12 protein-coding genes and 2 pseudogenes are annotated in these 15,464 nt (G+C 53.6%); 6 read left to right on the plus strand and 8 right to left on the minus strand.

The features are described from left to right. Nucleotides 1-726 precede the first annotated feature (726 nt). Nucleotides 727-993, minus strand: coding sequence for a hypothetical protein (locus BK667_RS33030; RefSeq protein ID WP_076030514.1), 267 nt, complete (start codon nt 991-993; stop codon nt 727-729). 521 nt (nt 994-1,514) lie between these two features. On the opposite strand from BK667_RS33030, the gene BK667_RS07875 reads away from it, so the two are divergent. Then, nucleotides 1,515-1,745 (plus strand): hypothetical protein, encoded by a 231-nt coding sequence (locus BK667_RS07875; protein ID WP_045060682.1) that lies wholly within the window; start codon nt 1,515-1,517, stop codon nt 1,743-1,745. Nucleotides 1,746-2,285: 540 nt separating this feature from the next. Here BK667_RS07875 and BK667_RS07885 read toward each other — a convergent pair. The 4 genes from BK667_RS07885 to BK667_RS07900 form a co-directional block, all read right to left on the minus strand. Then, entirely contained in the window at nt 2,286-3,299 is a 1,014-nt protein-coding gene (locus tag BK667_RS07885; protein WP_046047633.1) for an isocitrate dehydrogenase, read from the minus strand. Between the two features lie 344 nt (nt 3,300-3,643). After that, entirely contained in the window at nt 3,644-4,405 is a 762-nt protein-coding gene (locus BK667_RS07890; protein ID WP_046047632.1) for a YoaK family protein, read from the minus strand. A 258-nt stretch (nt 4,406-4,663) separates the two neighbouring features. Beyond that, complete coding sequence (locus BK667_RS07895) at nt 4,664-5,908, minus strand: malic enzyme-like NAD(P)-binding protein (protein WP_123597260.1); 1,245 nt, start codon at nt 5,906-5,908, stop codon at nt 4,664-4,666. Between the two features lie 729 nt (nt 5,909-6,637). Continuing rightward, on the minus strand, nt 6,638-6,868 hold the full coding sequence (locus BK667_RS07900; protein ID WP_046047630.1) for a hypothetical protein: 231 nt from the start codon (nt 6,866-6,868) through the stop codon (nt 6,638-6,640). A 140-nt stretch (nt 6,869-7,008) separates the two neighbouring features. On the opposite strand from BK667_RS07900, the gene BK667_RS07905 reads away from it, so the two are divergent. Next, a complete protein-coding gene (locus tag BK667_RS07905) occupies nt 7,009-8,664 on the plus strand; it encodes a SulP family inorganic anion transporter (RefSeq protein ID WP_056744499.1) in 1,656 nt (551 codons plus the stop codon). Nucleotides 8,665-8,733: 69 nt separating this feature from the next. Here BK667_RS07905 and BK667_RS07910 read toward each other — a convergent pair whose 3' ends face one another. Then, a complete protein-coding gene (locus BK667_RS07910; protein ID WP_123597261.1) occupies nt 8,734-8,919 on the minus strand; it encodes a ribbon-helix-helix protein in 186 nt (61 codons plus the stop codon). A 668-nt stretch (nt 8,920-9,587) separates the two neighbouring features. On the opposite strand from BK667_RS07910, the gene BK667_RS07920 reads away from it, so the two are divergent. Continuing rightward, complete coding sequence (locus tag BK667_RS07920) at nt 9,588-10,220, plus strand: trimeric intracellular cation channel family protein (protein WP_046047628.1); 633 nt, start codon at nt 9,588-9,590, stop codon at nt 10,218-10,220. Nucleotides 10,221-10,409: 189 nt separating this feature from the next. Here BK667_RS07920 and BK667_RS07925 read toward each other — a convergent pair whose 3' ends face one another. Next, nucleotides 10,410-11,246 (minus strand): Crp/Fnr family transcriptional regulator, encoded by an 837-nt coding sequence (locus BK667_RS07925; RefSeq protein WP_123597404.1) that lies wholly within the window; start codon nt 11,244-11,246, stop codon nt 10,410-10,412. A gap of 578 nt (nt 11,247-11,824) precedes the next feature. On the opposite strand from BK667_RS07925, the gene BK667_RS07930 reads away from it, so the two are divergent. After that, nucleotides 11,825-12,514: an SGNH/GDSL hydrolase family protein gene (locus tag BK667_RS07930; protein WP_123597263.1), complete on the plus strand. Its 690-nt coding sequence runs from the start codon at nt 11,825-11,827 to the stop codon at nt 12,512-12,514. 327 nt (nt 12,515-12,841) lie between these two features. On the opposite strand, the pseudogene BK667_RS33205 reads toward BK667_RS07930, so the two are convergent. Continuing rightward, nucleotides 12,842-13,074: pseudogene (locus tag BK667_RS33205) on the minus strand (LysE family translocator); the annotation flags it as partial. Here BK667_RS33205 and BK667_RS33815 point away from each other — a divergent pair. Both BK667_RS33815 and treS read left to right on the plus strand, forming a co-directional pair. Further along, nucleotides 13,071-13,271, plus strand: a pseudogene (locus BK667_RS33815) (Lrp/AsnC ligand binding domain-containing protein); the annotation flags it as partial. The pseudogenes BK667_RS33205 and BK667_RS33815 sit on opposite strands and share 4 nt — an antisense overlap. Before the next feature lie 118 nt (nt 13,272-13,389). Further along, a complete protein-coding gene (gene treS, locus BK667_RS07940) occupies nt 13,390-15,456 on the plus strand; it encodes a maltose alpha-D-glucosyltransferase (RefSeq protein WP_123597264.1) in 2,067 nt (688 codons plus the stop codon). The last annotated feature ends 8 nt before the right edge of the window (nt 15,457-15,464 follow it).

Consider the following 15,464-nt stretch of genomic DNA (forward strand, 5'->3'; position numbering starts at 1 on the left):
ATGGACGTTACTGGACTCTCGTAGAGCAGAACACCGCTGGAGCTCAAGTAAATACTAGCTTAGAAAAATCCAAAGTAAAATTTTGGAAGCTTTCAAGAAGTATGAAAAAGGAGATGGGGTGCTAGGGGTCGAGTGTTCGAATCACTCCGTCCCGACCATATAATTCAAGGGGTTGCGAGATTTTATCTCGCGACCCTTTTTTATTTTTGGACGTTTTTACCCCCACAAAACGACTGGCTCTAGGTAGAAACTTCACGATATCCATACAGCTTTACACCCCCGCATCTGATGGTTTTCTCGGCCCCAGTGCGCTGGCCGAGGCGATGGCGGCGGCTGAGCAATGGATCGACAGTCAGCTCCATTAGAGCGAAACCGATCGTCATTCCCAAACCACATGATGATGCTCGTATCAGCCCTGCAGGTTTCCGGTTATCCATGGGGGAAGCTGCCAGGCGCCAAAGCTGGCGTGTGAGATATGGGCAGCTTTTCTTTATGCACAGAAACTGACCCGATGCCGCTCCTCGACGGCCGGCCGGAGGGCAGCTTCTTCCCGCTTCGCGCAGATTATGAGCGCTCCATGGGAGTTCCATTGTTGGTGATCAATGGCCGTGGGCTTGATTGGCGAGAATATTTAAAGTACTCCCCTGCAAGTAATCGGCGTTAAGCGTCTTGAAGCAGTTAATACCCTACGCTACTAGTTATTTTTAGCATTATGCAGGAAACCCTCTATTCAGTTTTTAGTGTTGATACAAATGTAGCCAGCAAAGGATCTTTTTCAGCATTTTGCTTGTGCCTGCCGATGAAAATCCACTCGTCCTCTGTCCAAAGAATTCGTGTTGTTTTAGGTGCTTTGCAGTCAAAAACAACCTGATAGATTTTTGTTTCTCGCTGCTGGACGACGACGCATTGCTCAAGGCAAACCAACAATCGCTGCCCGGGCTCTAGTGTCGGCACATTGAGCGGGACACACATATTAATTTCTGTTTTTCGCATGATGACTTTCGTCCTTAAAATTCAGAAACCGTACGCGGTAAATCAAAAGCAAAGGCGACCCGTTGCGGTGAGGGATTCGTCTCATGTCTTTGAACATGACGTCCTATGTGCACTTCAAGGTGCAATCATTACGGTGAAGTAGTCACTTTGAACCCGTACAGGCAATTACCTCCAGGGTGTGGAGCTGATAGCTCATTGCTGATCGTGAGAGCTTTTTGGGTTCGGTTTTGTTCTCGATCTGGCCGTCAGAGCTTTATCACTTGACGCTTACCCGCAAGGTTGTGGGCTTTCAAAGACAAAACATTGGGTGGGAGCGCTCAGGCCGGCGTACCTCATAGAGTTCAGTGGTTCTGTTCATGACTAGCCTCCGAGGGTTCATATATGCATAATATTATCATGCAGTGATAATATAAAGGCAATCTGCTCGACCTTGCCTCAGGCAAGAGCGACGTTTTTTGCTCAACTGCCGGGAGGCAAAATCACGCATGAGAACAGAAAGATGTGAGCGCTTGGAGAGCTGCATGAAACGTGAGGACGTAAAAATCAAACACGCTGAAGGCATTCAGTTTGACACCCATTTAATTGCCAATCCGGCCAACACCCAGGAGTGGATCGCCTTCTTTAAAAAGGAAGCAGGAAGAAGCTTTTTCCTGGTCAATGACAATGAAGAAATTGAACCCTTCCGACACCTTGATGATTTGATTCATGAGCTGCGTGAAATCGGTATCAAGGTGGCTGAAATTCATTTTTGAATTCTTTTTTCTTGGAGTGTCGTCATGTCTGTCAGGGTCGAACATCTGTCTAGTCAGAGTGAAGATCTATGGTCCGTGTGTGTAGGTGCCCGGCGAATTCAGTTCCGCAATGAGCAGGGTGCAAAGGACTATGCGGCAAAGCTGAAAGAGCGTATAGAAGCTCCACATATATACCCGAATGCAGTGCCGGCAACCGGCGACAGAAACTGCAGTAAGTAATTAAATGTGTTGCCCTTGTTTTATTATAAAGATTGAAACATAACAAAAAATAACAAGATCCCCTGCTTGAGGGTGATGCAAGACTCGACGAGTTATAAGTCCCAATCAGAGGAACACCAGGAGATTTTTTAATCGGTTGGCCTGTCTTCCTGTTGCGAAGGGGCGCCAGTGATTCCTGGGCGTTTTTGCCTGGGGTCGGTGCTGATGGGTAAAGATCTACCCCTCTTGGGCATTTTGATTTCTCTTCAATCAAAGAGGGGCGGTAGGCGTAGCGCAGGATATAAAAACGCCAGCTCTGACTGAGCTGGCGATTACGTTTATCTAGTCACGCAAGTAGGCCACCAAGGCGTCAGCGAAGGACTCAGTCGTTCCGGTTCCCCCCATATCCGGTGTCACCTGATCGCAGGCGGTTTTCAAAACAACGCGGATAGCGGTACGAATGCGTGTCCCCTTGTCCACCATGCCCAGATAATCAAGCATGTCCGCGGCAGCCAACAACAATGCACAAGGGTTCGCGATGTTCTTGCCAGCGATGTCCGGTGCCGAGCCGTGGACCGCTTCGAAGATGGCCGCATCGGCGCCGATGTTAGACCCGGGCGCCAAGCCCAATCCACCCACCAGGCCTGCGCACAAGTCTGAAAGGATGTCACCAAACAAGTTGGTGGTGACAATGACATCGAATTGATGGGGATTCATTACCAGCTGCATACAGGCGTTATCGACGATCATTTCGTGGAATTCGATTTCCGGATAATCCGCAGCGACCTCACGCGCAACCTCAAGAAACAAACCGGAGCAAGACTTTATGATGTTGGCCTTGTGCACCGCGGTAACTTTCTTGCGGCCTTTGCTACGAGCCAGCTCGAACGCGTATCGCACGATGCGTTCGGAGGCTGTGCGTGTTACGCGAATACTCGCCAAAGCGACTTCGCCGTCTTCTGAAATACTCTGTCCTTCGGGTAAGTAAGCCCCCTCGGTATTTTCGCGCACTGTGATGATGTCGATATCTTCAAAGCGCGAACGGGTCCCCGGGAAACTGATCGCTGGTCGGACATTGGCGTAGAGGTCGAAATGGCGGCGAAGGTGAACGTTGATCGATGAGAACCCACGGCCAATCGGTGTCGTCAAAGGGCCTTTAAGTGCGATGCCATGTTTGGCGATCGTATCGATAGAGGCGGGTGGCATCAGCTGTCCATGTTGCTGCAACGCCTCCAGGCCGGCCTCAACGAAGTCGTAGCGAAGATTGCAGTCAAGGGCGTCGAGTACGCGTAGCGTCGCTTGCATGATCTCGGGGCCGATGCCGTCGCCCTTGATGATTGCGATTGTTCTGCTCATGGTCTCTTCCTTAACAGAGCTTTGTCAGCCTGCTGTATTGATTGGGTCATTGAGACTAGTGTCACGAGTCTGCTGATAGGCATTGACTGTCGGACGGCTTTCACCGCGCCAGTGTGCTGTGTTTCATCCTCCGCGCCGTGACTGCGCAGGTCATCGCGGATCAAATGACGGGCGTCCTGAGACGGATGTCAGATCTCGCGCCGCACAGAACTACTCGAGGATGCTGCTGTTACGGGGCGAGCTACCGGATCAAGCGTGCTGTCACTACTCCACCGAATATGCGCATAACATTAACATACAATGTTAATGTTATGCGGTAGGCGCGCTCGGCAAAAGTCATCGGCTCACTTTCGCATGACGCGGCGGACCAAAAGCCTGGCGTCATCAAAGGCAGGCACGATTGCCAGCGTCACCAGAACCATCGCGAGCGGTACCGTTGAGATGTAACCAATGTGCTTGAACCCAAATGCCCCCATCACGCCGCCGAAGAAAAAATTCAGCGCCAGCAGTATCAGTATTTTGAGCCGGGTCCGATTGGCGAGAACTTTTGGGTGTGTCGATGTGCTGGCGGCATTCCAGTAAAAGAGTTTTCCCAACTCAATTCCGATGTCCGTGATGATGCCGGTGATGTGTGTCGTTCGGATTTCGGCTTTTGAAATTTTGGTGATCACCGCATTTTGTAGCCCCATGATGAAGCACAGGAGCATCACGGTGACTGACACGAACAAACCATCCACGGTGGATAGTTGGGCGCCCAGAAAGCCAAAGCAGATAAGCAGAAAGGCCTCGACCAAAAGTGGCACTGCAAACTCACTGTGCATCCGTCTGCGTCGGGAGTAATTGACCATGACCGCAGAGCACGCAGCCCCAACCAGAAAAGACAACAATGCGCCGGCGCCACTAAGTACCAGGTCGTAGGCTCCCAGCACACTGTTGTCTGCCATCGAAGAGACGATGCCCGTCATGTGTGAGGTGTACTGATGCACTGCCAGGAAACCGCCAGCGTTGATTGCTCCCGCGACGAAGGCCAAGGCAAAGCCAAGATGTCGGTTTGCGGCGGTGGTACGCCTTCGCCCGGTGAGACTCCTGACATATTTGATCGGCATTTATTCACCCTTGTCTCAAGGGTATGAGGCGCAAAAAAGCCAACCGATTATGTATGTCTGATATCACCAGGTCCTCGCAATTTAGACGGGGCTGCTCGTTGAGTGTTGAAGCCGTTGGCTGTTGTTTCTACTGGTCGGTGAACAGGATCGCCTGCTGGAGCAGCAGACGGTGCAACGACTGGATAGTCCCAAGTGCGGCAGCTGCCAACCGTGCAATAGGTTGAGCAGCTGCGACACATCAGCATGATTGACGTCAGCTTAGAGCGGGTAGTGCGCCGGGTAATGCAGCTTCGCAACGCCGGTGTCGATAGCGGCCTTGGCCACTGCACCGGCTATTGCTCCGAGCAGGCGAGCATCGAGCGCTTTGGGGAGGATGTAATCGCGGCCAAACTCAAGCTTATCGACGTTGAACGCTTGCAGCACTTCCACAGGCGTCGGCTCTTTGGCCAATTGGCGCAGTGCTTCCACCGCCGCAATTTTCATCGCTTCGTTGATCCGGGTTGCGCGAACATCAAGCGTCCCGCGGAAAATGAACGGAAAGCCCAGAACGTTATTGACCTGGTTAGGGTAATCAGAGCGACCGGTCGCCATGATCAGGTCATCACGTGTGGCCATGGCCAGCTCGTAGCTGATTTCAGGGTCCGGGTTCGAGCAGGCAAACACGATCGGGTTAGGTGCCATCGCTGCCAATGCTTCTGCCGGGAGGAGATTGGCTCCAGACAGGCCGACAAACACGTCTGCACCGGTCATGGCTTCCATCAGCGTACTAGGGCCACCGTCGTTAACGAACTGTGCCTTGTATTGATTGAGGCCCTCCCGAGCAGAGTGGATAACACCGACACGATCGACCATGTATAGGTTGCTTTTTTGAGCGCCGAGACTAAGCAGCAGGCGCATGCAAGCAGTGGCAGCTGCACCGGCGCCGAGGCAAACAATTCTCGCATTCCCCAGGGTTTTGCCCTGAATCTCAAGTGCATTGAGCATGCCGGCGGCAGTGACGATGGCCGTGCCGTGTTGGTCGTCATGGAAGACTGGGATGCTGCACTGTTCGATCAGTGCTTCTTCGATTTCAAAACACTCAGGCGCTTTGATGTCTTCCAGGTTGATGCCACCAAAGGTGTCGGCAATGCGCACGACGGTCTCAATAAAGGCCTGGGAGCTCTCGGCATTGACTTCGATATCGATCGAATCGATTCCGGCGAAACGCTTGAACAGCAATGCTTTGCCTTCCATGACCGGCTTGCTGGCCAAGGGGCCTAGATTGCCGAGGCCCAGAATGGCCGTGCCGTTGGTGATCACGGCCACCAGATTGCCTTTACCGGTGAAGCGGTAAGCATTCTCTGGATTCTTCGCAATTTCGCGTACAGGCTCCGCTACGCCTGGGCTGTAGGCCAGTGCGAGTTGGGCGGCTGTGTCGGCAGGCTTGGTCAGCGCGATGCTGATTTTTCCTGGGGTTGGGAATTCGTGGTAATCCAGTGCAGCCTTCTTGAAGTCGGTAGTCATGCGATCACCTAATTAGATGTTGATTACAATCACATGCTAACACTATTATAATGATAGGCAACGAGGTCCTGACCCACAGTCCAGGATCAAATTGCCAGTTGCGCGCTGCTGATGAAGGGGTTTATCAGCCAGCGGACCCACTCTATTGGCCCTAAGACTTCAGGGTGGGCCTGTATCTGTTGGTCAATAGAGATCCTCCTATGCTTGAACCCGTCTTAGGCCACCTCGTGTGGCCATTTTTTTTACGCGCTCGAATGTCCCCAGCGTCAAGACGCTGAGGTGATGGACGTGGCTCAAATGAACGCGGTGATCAAAATAGCGGGGGGCGAAAGGGGAGCAGGCCATGACAAAGGCGCTGAGAGAGGTTTAGCCGGCCATCAACTAACAGGCAACAGTTCAGGTGTTGTGCTGAGCTGTCTTTCGATGCGGTCCATCTTCAAGGTGTTTGGTGTTCTGTTCCTGTTAGCCAAACGTCGAGCCTGTCCAATGGAAGGAAATGACCTGGGTCTGCGTTGATCAGTGGTCTTGACTGTGAGAGGCGTGGTGGGTTCGCGGGAAGGCATGGGGCGCGTCGATTCTTTCTTTGAGTGTGGCGGCATAGTCCTTTGCTCCCTGCTCAGTCCCAAATTGGATGCAGCGGCTACCGAACCAAACAGACCAGAGCGCTTCGCTTTGACCGGACAGATACTCGACTTTTACTGACAGGGTCAAACTCTCTAAGTGGAACAATCAGAAATGAACTTCGGCGGACTTTATACCCAGCTCTCGAAGCTCGCGGATCAGTTCATCGAGGTGTCCAAATGACTCAATTTCCTCATTGTCATTGACCAGGAAATAGCTTCTCCCTGCTTCCTTTTTGAAAAGAATGATCCACTCGTGCGTATTGGCCGGGTTGGCTATCACGTGCGTGTCGAAGTGCATGCCTTCACCGTGTTTGGTTTTGACGTCTTCGCGTTTCATTCGGGGTCTCCGGGCATATGTTTCTGCGCTCTCGACACTGTATCTACAGGGTCGCTGGTGTCGTACGAGGCTAGGCCAATTGCTTTACTATTATCACTACGTGTGAATAGTATGCACATGCCACCAGCGCGAGGCTAGCCATGATTGCCATACGAGAAGCTTGGAAAGCGGGCTTGTTAGGGCGCAAGCACTGGCTTCGAAATATCGTCTCGGGGGTCATCGTCGGTGTCGTGGCGTTACCCTTGGCCATGGCGTTTGCCATCGCCTCGGGCGTCAAGCCGGAGCAAGGAATCTACACGGCAATTGTTGGTGGCTTATTGGTTTCGCTTTTCGGCGGGAGTCGACTACAGATTGCCGGCCCTACTGGGGCGTTCATCGTCATTTTGGCCAGCGTGACAGCCAAGTACGGCGTTGATGGCTTGCAGATCGCGACAATGATGGCGGGTGCAATATTGTTACTGCTTGGCATCACCAAGCTTGGCGCACTTATCAAGTTCATTCCCGATCCCGTGATCGTTGGGTTCACCGCCGGCATCGGTGTGATCATTTGGGTCGGGCAGTGGAAAGACTTTTTGGGCTTGCCGAACATCAGTGGCGACCATTTTCATGAGCGGCTTTGGCACCTCATCCAGGCTCTGCCCGGACTCCATGTGCCCACGACCCTATTAGCCCTTTTGAGCCTGCTGTTGGTGATACTCGCGCCTAAAGTACCAGGCGTAAGGCGTGTTCCTGGTCCTCTGATTGCCATGGTCGTTGTGACGGCGTTGCATTCCTGTTTTAAGTTCGATGGCGTGGCAACGATCGGGAGTGCATTCGGGGGGATTCCTCAAGGACTGCCCAAAATTGGCCCTCCTGAAATAACGCTGCCGCAGATCATTGAATTGATTGGTCCTGCGTTCGCGATCGCGATGCTGGGGGCGATCGAGTCGCTGTTGTCTGCTGTTGTCGCCGACGGGATGGCCGGCACCAAACATGACTCCAATCAGGAGTTAATCGGACAAGGCATTGCCAACCTGGTCACTCCTCTGTTTGGTGGTTTTGCTGCGACAGGCGCGATCGCTCGAACAGCGACCAACATCCGCAACGGTGGCAACAGCCCCATTGCGGGTTTTGCGCACGCCGTCACGTTGATTTTATTGATCTTCTTCCTGGCACCTCTGGCTTCGGATATCCCGCTGTGCGCGTTGGCTGCGATCTTATTCGTGGTCGCTTACAACATGAGCGAACTGAAGCACTTCACACGCATGGTCAAACGAGCCCCAAAAGCGGATGTTGCGATCCTTTTAATCACTTTCAGCCTGACCGTTTTCAGCGATCTGGCGATTGCAGTGAATATCGGGGTCATTCTCGCCATGCTGCAGTTTATGCGTCGGATGGCTGCATCTGTAGAGGTGCAGTTAATGGTCGAAAAAGAGCTGGAGGCAGAGTTGCGCTTGAATGGGCATGTACATCTTCCACCCGGTGTTTTGGTTTACACCATTGAGGGGCCTCTCTTCTTTGGCGCAGCAGAAACCTTTGAGCGCGTTTTGGCTCAGACGCACACCGATCCCGGGACGTTGATTATTCGTCTGAAACGGGTGCCGTTCATGGATATCACGGGCTTACAAACGCTGCTCGAAGTTATTGAGCAGTTGCGTAAACGCAGCATCGTCGTGAAGTTGTGTGAAGCCAACGAAAAAGTCCTTGGCAAGCTCGATAAGGCAGGGGTTCTTCAGGCACTCGGCTCACAGCATTATCATGCTGACTTCAGTGGTGCACTGGGCAGCTACGCCGAGATCGACAAGCCCCAGGGCTAGAGATGAGGTGCAAGAGAGTACAAGGAGCGATGAGCAGGCATTCGTCGTGCCCGCTCATGCGCAGATGAATCACTTACCATTGGCCGCAGTTTTGCTTTTGGTGGCGTAGGACACGCCATGCGTCTCCAGATAGTCCCGAATAAGCTGACGAACGACCTGAGAGGGCGTCAGATCCTGAGATGCGCACAGTTCTTCAAGTGCTTTTTTCTTGATGGGATCAATGAGCACAGTTAGTCGTGCAGTCTTATTTTCCATGGAATTGCCAGTACCTTAAAACGGTCGATGTTAATCAAATTGTAATGGTCGGGGATTTATTTGTCACCGATTAGGTTCGTTACAGTTAACTGGATTGACCGTGATCAGAAAACGGCGACGGTACGTCTACCAGGAACGGGTAAAAGAAGGGATAGATGGCCGCGCCCGAATCAATTGCCGCTCTAGCCACTGCTCCAGCTACCCTCGAATGCAGGCGCCCATCCAACGGCTTGGGAATAATGTAATCCCTCCCCAGCACCGCTGCAGGCGAGTACTGCGTGGGTCCATACGAGATGAGTGCGCACCCACGTTCAGCATCAGCCTCACACACTCGGTCGCCGCACGCTCGTTGCGGCTGATTACCTGTAAAGCGGTAAACGTCGTCCGGATTTTTGGCTATCGCCAAGCAGGGCTGCGCGACCCCTGGGCTGTACGCCATTGCCAGGTCACCTACCGTTTCGACCCGCACCCTTGATTCGACAGTGGTTTTTCCAAGTGGATAACCCTGGTGACGATACGCGGCTGTGTTTTTTGCCCTGTATTCATTGCACGCCTCAATTGTACTTTTATTATCATACTATGATAATGTAATTAGACCTTGATGTGTGTCTTTGAGGGCGCTTCATTTCAAGAAATTCTCCCATTTGCAGTACAGGCTGGTTCCGTAGATGAAGGCTTACCACGCTGGTTGGGTGATTTATTACTGTGAGTTGTCAGGCGTTGCAGCCTTCGCAGTGACAGGCACCCTGATGGCAGGGCGAAAATCGTTGGACTGGTTCGGTGTAATCACCATCAGTTTAGTCACCGCTTTAGGCGGCGGTGCCTTGCGTGACGTACTGATGGCACATTATCCGATCGAGTGGGTTTCCAATGAGAATGGCTTTTTGGTAGGGGTTAGTGCTTCGCTAGGAACCATGATTTGGGCGAGGACCTTGAAAACCTTCAACGAGAGGGTGTTGTTGGTAGCCGATGCATTTGGATTGGCTGTATTTACGGTCAGAGGAACAGATATGGCTCTTCAGCAAAACCTCCCTCCCAGCATCGCAGTGATCATGGGTGTAGCTACCGCAGTCGCTGGGGGTGTGATGCGTGATGTGTTGTGTAACGAAATACCGTTGGTGTTTAAGCGTGAGGTTTATGCATCCATTAGTATTTTGGGTGCCGTCGCCTACATCACGCTGTTGGATTTGCAGATTTCTCTTGAAGTGGCGTCTGCAATCGCCATTGCGTTCGTTTTTGTCAGCCGTATTGCCGCCATTCGTTGGAAATGGATGCTACCCAGGTTCCATGTAGTCGATTGATCTTGTTGCCTGGCCGACAAAGCTACGCTCTATAAGAAAACATGAGTGATGCTTAGTCATCTCTGCCCCCCCATCCTTGAGGCTGCTCCTGCAGCCTTTTTTTTCCTTCGCCATTAGATGATTACGCGTCAAGGGAAGGGCTGAAAAGCTGCCGGCACGTTTACTCGACATTATCTGGTAGGCCCCAGATCACCGTCTTCGAATTCGAGTGCGCACGCCGTCATATACAAGCGCCACGTGCGGTAGGTGGCCTTGCTGACGAACCCCAGCAGCTGATCTTGATTCGCCAAAATACGGGTGTTGGTGTGCTGGCAGGTATGGCAGCAACCGCTCAGTTTCATTTTTCACGACGGCATAGCACTCGCAGCTCAGTTGCTCGAGTTGCGCTCGGTCTATGACTTTGACGTGACCGCGGCTGTACTCGATTACCCCCTGTCTTTGTAGTTTGCCGGCGGCCTCGTTCACACTTTCGCGGCGCACACCAAGCATGTTGGCAATAATTTCCTGGGTCACGGACAAGTCGTTGCCCGGTAAACGGTCGAGGTATAACAGAAGCCAACGACACAACTGCTGATCGATCGAGTGATGGCGGTTGCAAACGGCGGTCTGCGCCATTTGGGTAATAAGTGCCTGGGTGTAACGCAACATCAGCAGGAGCATGTCGCCATGCCGATTGAACTCATCCTTCAGCCGACGCCGGGGTAGCCGGTATGCATGCCCAGCACTTTGAACAATCGCACTACTCGGTGTGCTTTCACCGCCCATAAACACGGCGACGCCGATCATGCCTTCGTTACCCACTACCGATATCTCTGCCGTGGCCCCGCTCCCCATCACGCAAAGCAATGAGACGATGGCATCAGTTGGGAAGTACACGTGGCGCAAGGTGTCACCTGACTCGTACAACACATTACCTAGCGGCAATGTGACGAGTTCAAGATGGCGCAGGAGACGGCTCTGAACTTGCGCCGGCAATGCGGCAAGCAAATGATTCTGTTTTGGATTGGGGGAGCGGCGTTTTTTCAAGGACAAAATGGGGCGTCTATGGTGAGGAAGGACGATTTTGAGCACTCGACAGCCGCAGGAGTACGAGTCGGGCAATTTTGACCATAAAATGGACTCCCCCTACTTTTCCCCCCACAAAAACGTCGGCTCTTGATGGACGTTACTGGACTCTCGTAGTGCAGAACTCCGCTGGAGCTCAAGTAAATACTCACTTGGAAAAATCCAGAGTAAAATTTTGGAAGCTTTCAAGAAGTATGAAAAAGGGGATGGGGTGCTAGGGGTCGAGTGTTCGAATCACTCCGTCCCGACCATATTTCGTAAGGGATCAAGTACTTAACGGTCTTGATCCCTTTCTCGTTTTAGGTCTGCGCAAACCCGCGCAAAACTATCTGGTGATTTCGCTGATATTCGGGTCAGAAATCGCCTCGGAGCAGACGATTTCCTGGTCCCCGCTGGTAGTTTTTGGCCAAGCCTATCGTTCCTGACAATGACCGAGACATCTTCGCTGTCACCTTACGGGGTGAGGCCCAATGCCACCTGTGGACGCCTCAAGCTCACAGGTTCATCCTTGCCACCTGTGAAAAGATCGGGACAGTTGAATGAATGGTTTGTGGGCCAAGGCTCTTTTTGCTGGAATGTTACTTTCGTTAAGCGCGGCCAGCTTTGCTGGTCAGCAAAGCGATCTCTATTCAAACCTTGATGCTGGCAAGGCGCAGACCGTCGTCGCTTATGGTACGAGCTTGACGGCCTCTGGCGCCTGGGTGCAGCAGCTTGGGGATGATCTGAATCAGCGTTACCCAGGACGTGCCACGGTTATCAATAGTGGCAAAGGTTCGATGTGGTCGGGGTGGGGGGTTGAAAATCTCGACAGTCGAGTTATCTCCAAAAGCCCGGACACGGTGTTTATCGAATTCGCGATCAACGACGCTTTCCTTCCCCACAAAACCACCGTCGAACAAGCGCGGAAAAACCTCGAGTTAATGATTGACCGGATCAAGGCTGCCAAGTCATCGACGGAGATCATTTTAATGGTGACGAATCCAGTGACTGGAGGCTCTGGAGTGGAGAGACCGAAGTTAAGGGATTACTTCCAGATGTACCGCGATGTCGCAAAAGCCAAGGGACTTCGTCTGATCGACAACTATCCAAAGTGGGAAGCGGTCTTGAAATCAAATCCCGACCTGTTTAATCAGTATGTTGCGGATGGATTGCACCCAAATGCTGATGGATATCGCGCAGTGGTGATCCCGTCATTGATTGAAAACTTGAGTGGCGCCTCGCCAAATTGACCTGGACATAGATAAAAACCCGCTTCGGCGGCTGTTTTAGGGGCGAGTGTTCGAATAACTCCGTCCCGACCCTATAATTCAAAAGGGCCGCGAGATTAATCTCGCGGCCCTTTTTATTTGTCTGCGGCTTACCCTCGATCCATCAACCGGCGATTCCGGCAGCCCCGTTGGTAGGATCCCCCTCAGAAAGCATCTGTCTGAGGCATTCACATTCTTCTGTTCCGGGCAGTACCCCAGTCGTACTCACCGACCTGGAGGCCTTCGGCAGCACGTGCTCTCATACTCTTCATAAAGACTCCTTGGGCGACGGTTAAAACGTAGGGCTTATCAGCCCAGCATCGGCTCAATGATCAAAACGATCGCAACGATGATCATCGCCGTTCCAGAAAAGCGACTGACAAAACGAGCCGCGGCAGGACGAGCCTGCCGCACGATCTGTGAGCTAAACCCGACCAGCAAGTAGATAACGCCACAACTGACGGTGTGAATAAGCCCCAGCGCGATCATCTGTATCGGCACAGTCAGGGGGCGGCAGCGTCGGTAAATTGCGGCAATAGCGCTGGTCGGCATCCCGCAAATCGTCGACGCCCAGCGGTTATTCGGGGAGCCGGACTACCTGCTGCACGTCATCACTCAGGATTTGCCGGCGTTCCAGCGGCTCTACGATGAGAGCCTTTCGACATTGCCCAATGTGCAGCGGCTAACCTCGACGCTGGTCATGAAACGGGTTGTGCAGGATCGACCGCTGCCTCTGTAATGAGCAACAGACGCAACGAATGCCACATCAGGCCCTCATATAAAGACGAGTCGCGCCTTTGCTGATGCACGTAGGCACTGGCCATTTGCGGTTTATCCCGACGATAGGTATTTGTTTTATGACGGCTGCTGAAAAGAACCAAGTGACCTGGCTGGTCGAGCAATCCATGCTGCATGCTGCAAAACAGCGGGCCAAGTTGTATTCCGGGCAAGGCCGGTTGTGGCAGCAGCCTTATGCCCACACGCGGCCCCGGGATGCTTCGGCCCTGGCGTCGGTGTGGTTCACCGCGTACCCGGCCTCCATTGTCACCCGTGAAAATGGCACGGTGCTGGAGGCGCTTGGGGATGAAACCTTGTGGCATGCGCTGTCGAGAATCGGCATTCAGGGCATCCACAATGGGCCGCTGAAGATGTCCGGCGGCTTGACGGGGACTGAGCGCACGCCAACGATTGACGGCAATTTTGACCGTATCAGTTTCGAGATTGACCCGCAGTTGGGGACCGAGGCGCAGCTTCAGGCGCTGACCCGCATGGCCGCTGCGCATAACGCGGTGATCATCGATGACGTGATCCCTTCGCACACCGGTAAAGGTGCGGATTTCCGCCTGGCCGAGATGGCGTATGAGGATTATCCGGGCTTGTACCACATGGTCGAAATCCGTGAGGAAGACTGGCCGCTGCTGCCGGACATCGCCGAAGGTCGCGATGCCCAGAACCTCAGTCCGGCGCAGGTCGATGTGCTGCGGGACAAGCACTACATCGTCGGGCAATTGCAGCGCGTGATCTTTTTCGAGCCTGGGGTCAAGGAAACGGACTGGAGTGCGACGGCGGTGGTGGTGGGGGTCGATGGCAAGCCACGGCGCTGGGTCTACCTGCATTACTTCAAGGAAGGGCAGCCGTCGTTGAATTGGCTGGACCCGACGTTCGCCGCGCAGCAGATGATCATCGGTGATGCCTTGCATGCCATCGATGTCATGGGCGCAAAAATCCTGCGCCTGGACGCCAACGGTTTCCTCGGCGTGGAGCGCAAGCTCGACGGCACCGCCTGGTCTGAAAGCCATCCGTTATCGATCACCGGCAATCAGTTGCTCGCCGGGGCGATCCGCAAGGCCGGTGGTTTCAGTTTTCAGGAACTCAACCTGACCGTCGACGATATCGCCGCCATGTCCCATGGGGGGGCCGATCTTTCGTACGACTTCATCACCCGACCGGCCTACCAGCACGCGTTGTTGATGGGCGATACCGAATTCCTGCGCCTGATGCTGCGGCAGATGCACACCCAGGGCATCGATCCGGGCTCGCTGATCCATGCCTTGCAGAACCACGACGAATTGACCCTGGAGCTGGTGCACTTCTGGACGCTGCACGCCCACGATAATTTCCTCTATCAGGGCCAGACTTTTCCCGGCAACATTTTGCGTGAACATATCCGCGAGCAAATGTACGAGCGCCTGGCCGGCGAGCACGCGCCTTACAATTTGAAATTCGTCACTAACGGAGTGTCCTGCACCACCGCGAGCATCATCACCGCCGCCTTGGGGATTCGTGATCTCGACGCGATTACCAGTGCCGATATCCAGCAGATTCGCCAGGTCCATTTACTGTTGGTGATGTACAACGCCATGCAGCCGGGCGTGTTTGCGCTGTCGGGTTGGGACCTGGTGGGCGCGCTGCCGTTGCCGGCGGAACAGGTCGAGCATTTGATGGGCGATGGTGACACGCGCTGGATTCATCGCGGCGCCTACGATCTGGTGGACCTCAACCCGGAAGCACCGTTGTCGGCCGGGCAAATGCCCCGACCGAAGACGCTGTATGGCAGCCTGCCGAGCCAACTGAAAGACCCGGATTCGTTCGTCTCGCAACTGCGCAAAATCCTCGCCGCGCGCCGCGCCTACGACATTGCCGCCAGTCGCCAGATCCTGATTCCGGACGTTGAGCATCCAGGGCTGCTGATCATGGTCCACGAGTTGCCGGCCGGCAAAGGCACACAAATCACCGCGCTGAACTTTGGTTCGACGCCGATCACTGAAACCCTGCACCTGCCCAATATTGCGCCGGGACCGGTGGTCGACATCATCAATGAACGGGTCGAAGGTGATCTCACGGCTGAGGGTGAGTTCACCATTACCCTGGATGCGTTTGAAGGTCTGGCGCTGCGTGTGGTGAGTACTTCGCCGATGATCTAGCGCAGCGC

The sequence above is a fragment of the Pseudomonas frederiksbergensis genome, assembly GCF_003732705.1.
Taxonomy (GTDB): domain Bacteria; phylum Pseudomonadota; class Gammaproteobacteria; order Pseudomonadales; family Pseudomonadaceae; genus Aquipseudomonas; species Aquipseudomonas frederiksbergensis_F.

Bases quoted from the DNA above. Each gene is read 5' to 3' on its own strand.
- BK667_RS33030 (WP_076030514.1), bottom strand. From the start codon at position 993: ATGCGAAAAACAGAAATTAATATGTGTGTCCCGCTCAATGTGCCGACA.
- BK667_RS07875 (WP_045060682.1), top strand. From the start codon at position 1,515: ATGAAACGTGAGGACGTAAAAATCAAACACGCTGAAGGCATTCAGTTT.
- BK667_RS07885 (WP_046047633.1), bottom strand. From the start codon at position 3,299: ATGAGCAGAACAATCGCAATCATCAAGGGCGACGGCATCGGCCCCGAG.
- BK667_RS07890 (WP_046047632.1), bottom strand. From the start codon at position 4,405: ATGCCGATCAAATATGTCAGGAGTCTCACCGGGCGAAGGCGTACCACC.
- BK667_RS07895 (WP_123597260.1), bottom strand. From the start codon at position 5,908: ATGACTACCGACTTCAAGAAGGCTGCACTGGATTACCACGAATTCCCA.
- BK667_RS07900 (WP_046047630.1), bottom strand. From the start codon at position 6,868: ATGAAACGCGAAGACGTCAAAACCAAACACGGTGAAGGCATGCACTTC.
- BK667_RS07905 (WP_056744499.1), top strand. From the start codon at position 7,009: ATGATTGCCATACGAGAAGCTTGGAAAGCGGGCTTGTTAGGGCGCAAG.
- BK667_RS07910 (WP_123597261.1), bottom strand. From the start codon at position 8,919: ATGGAAAATAAGACTGCACGACTAACTGTGCTCATTGATCCCATCAAG.
- BK667_RS07920 (WP_046047628.1), top strand. From the start codon at position 9,588: ATGAAGGCTTACCACGCTGGTTGGGTGATTTATTACTGTGAGTTGTCA.
- BK667_RS07930 (WP_123597263.1), top strand. From the start codon at position 11,825: ATGAATGGTTTGTGGGCCAAGGCTCTTTTTGCTGGAATGTTACTTTCG.
- treS (WP_123597264.1), top strand. From the start codon at position 13,390: ATGACGGCTGCTGAAAAGAACCAAGTGACCTGGCTGGTCGAGCAATCC.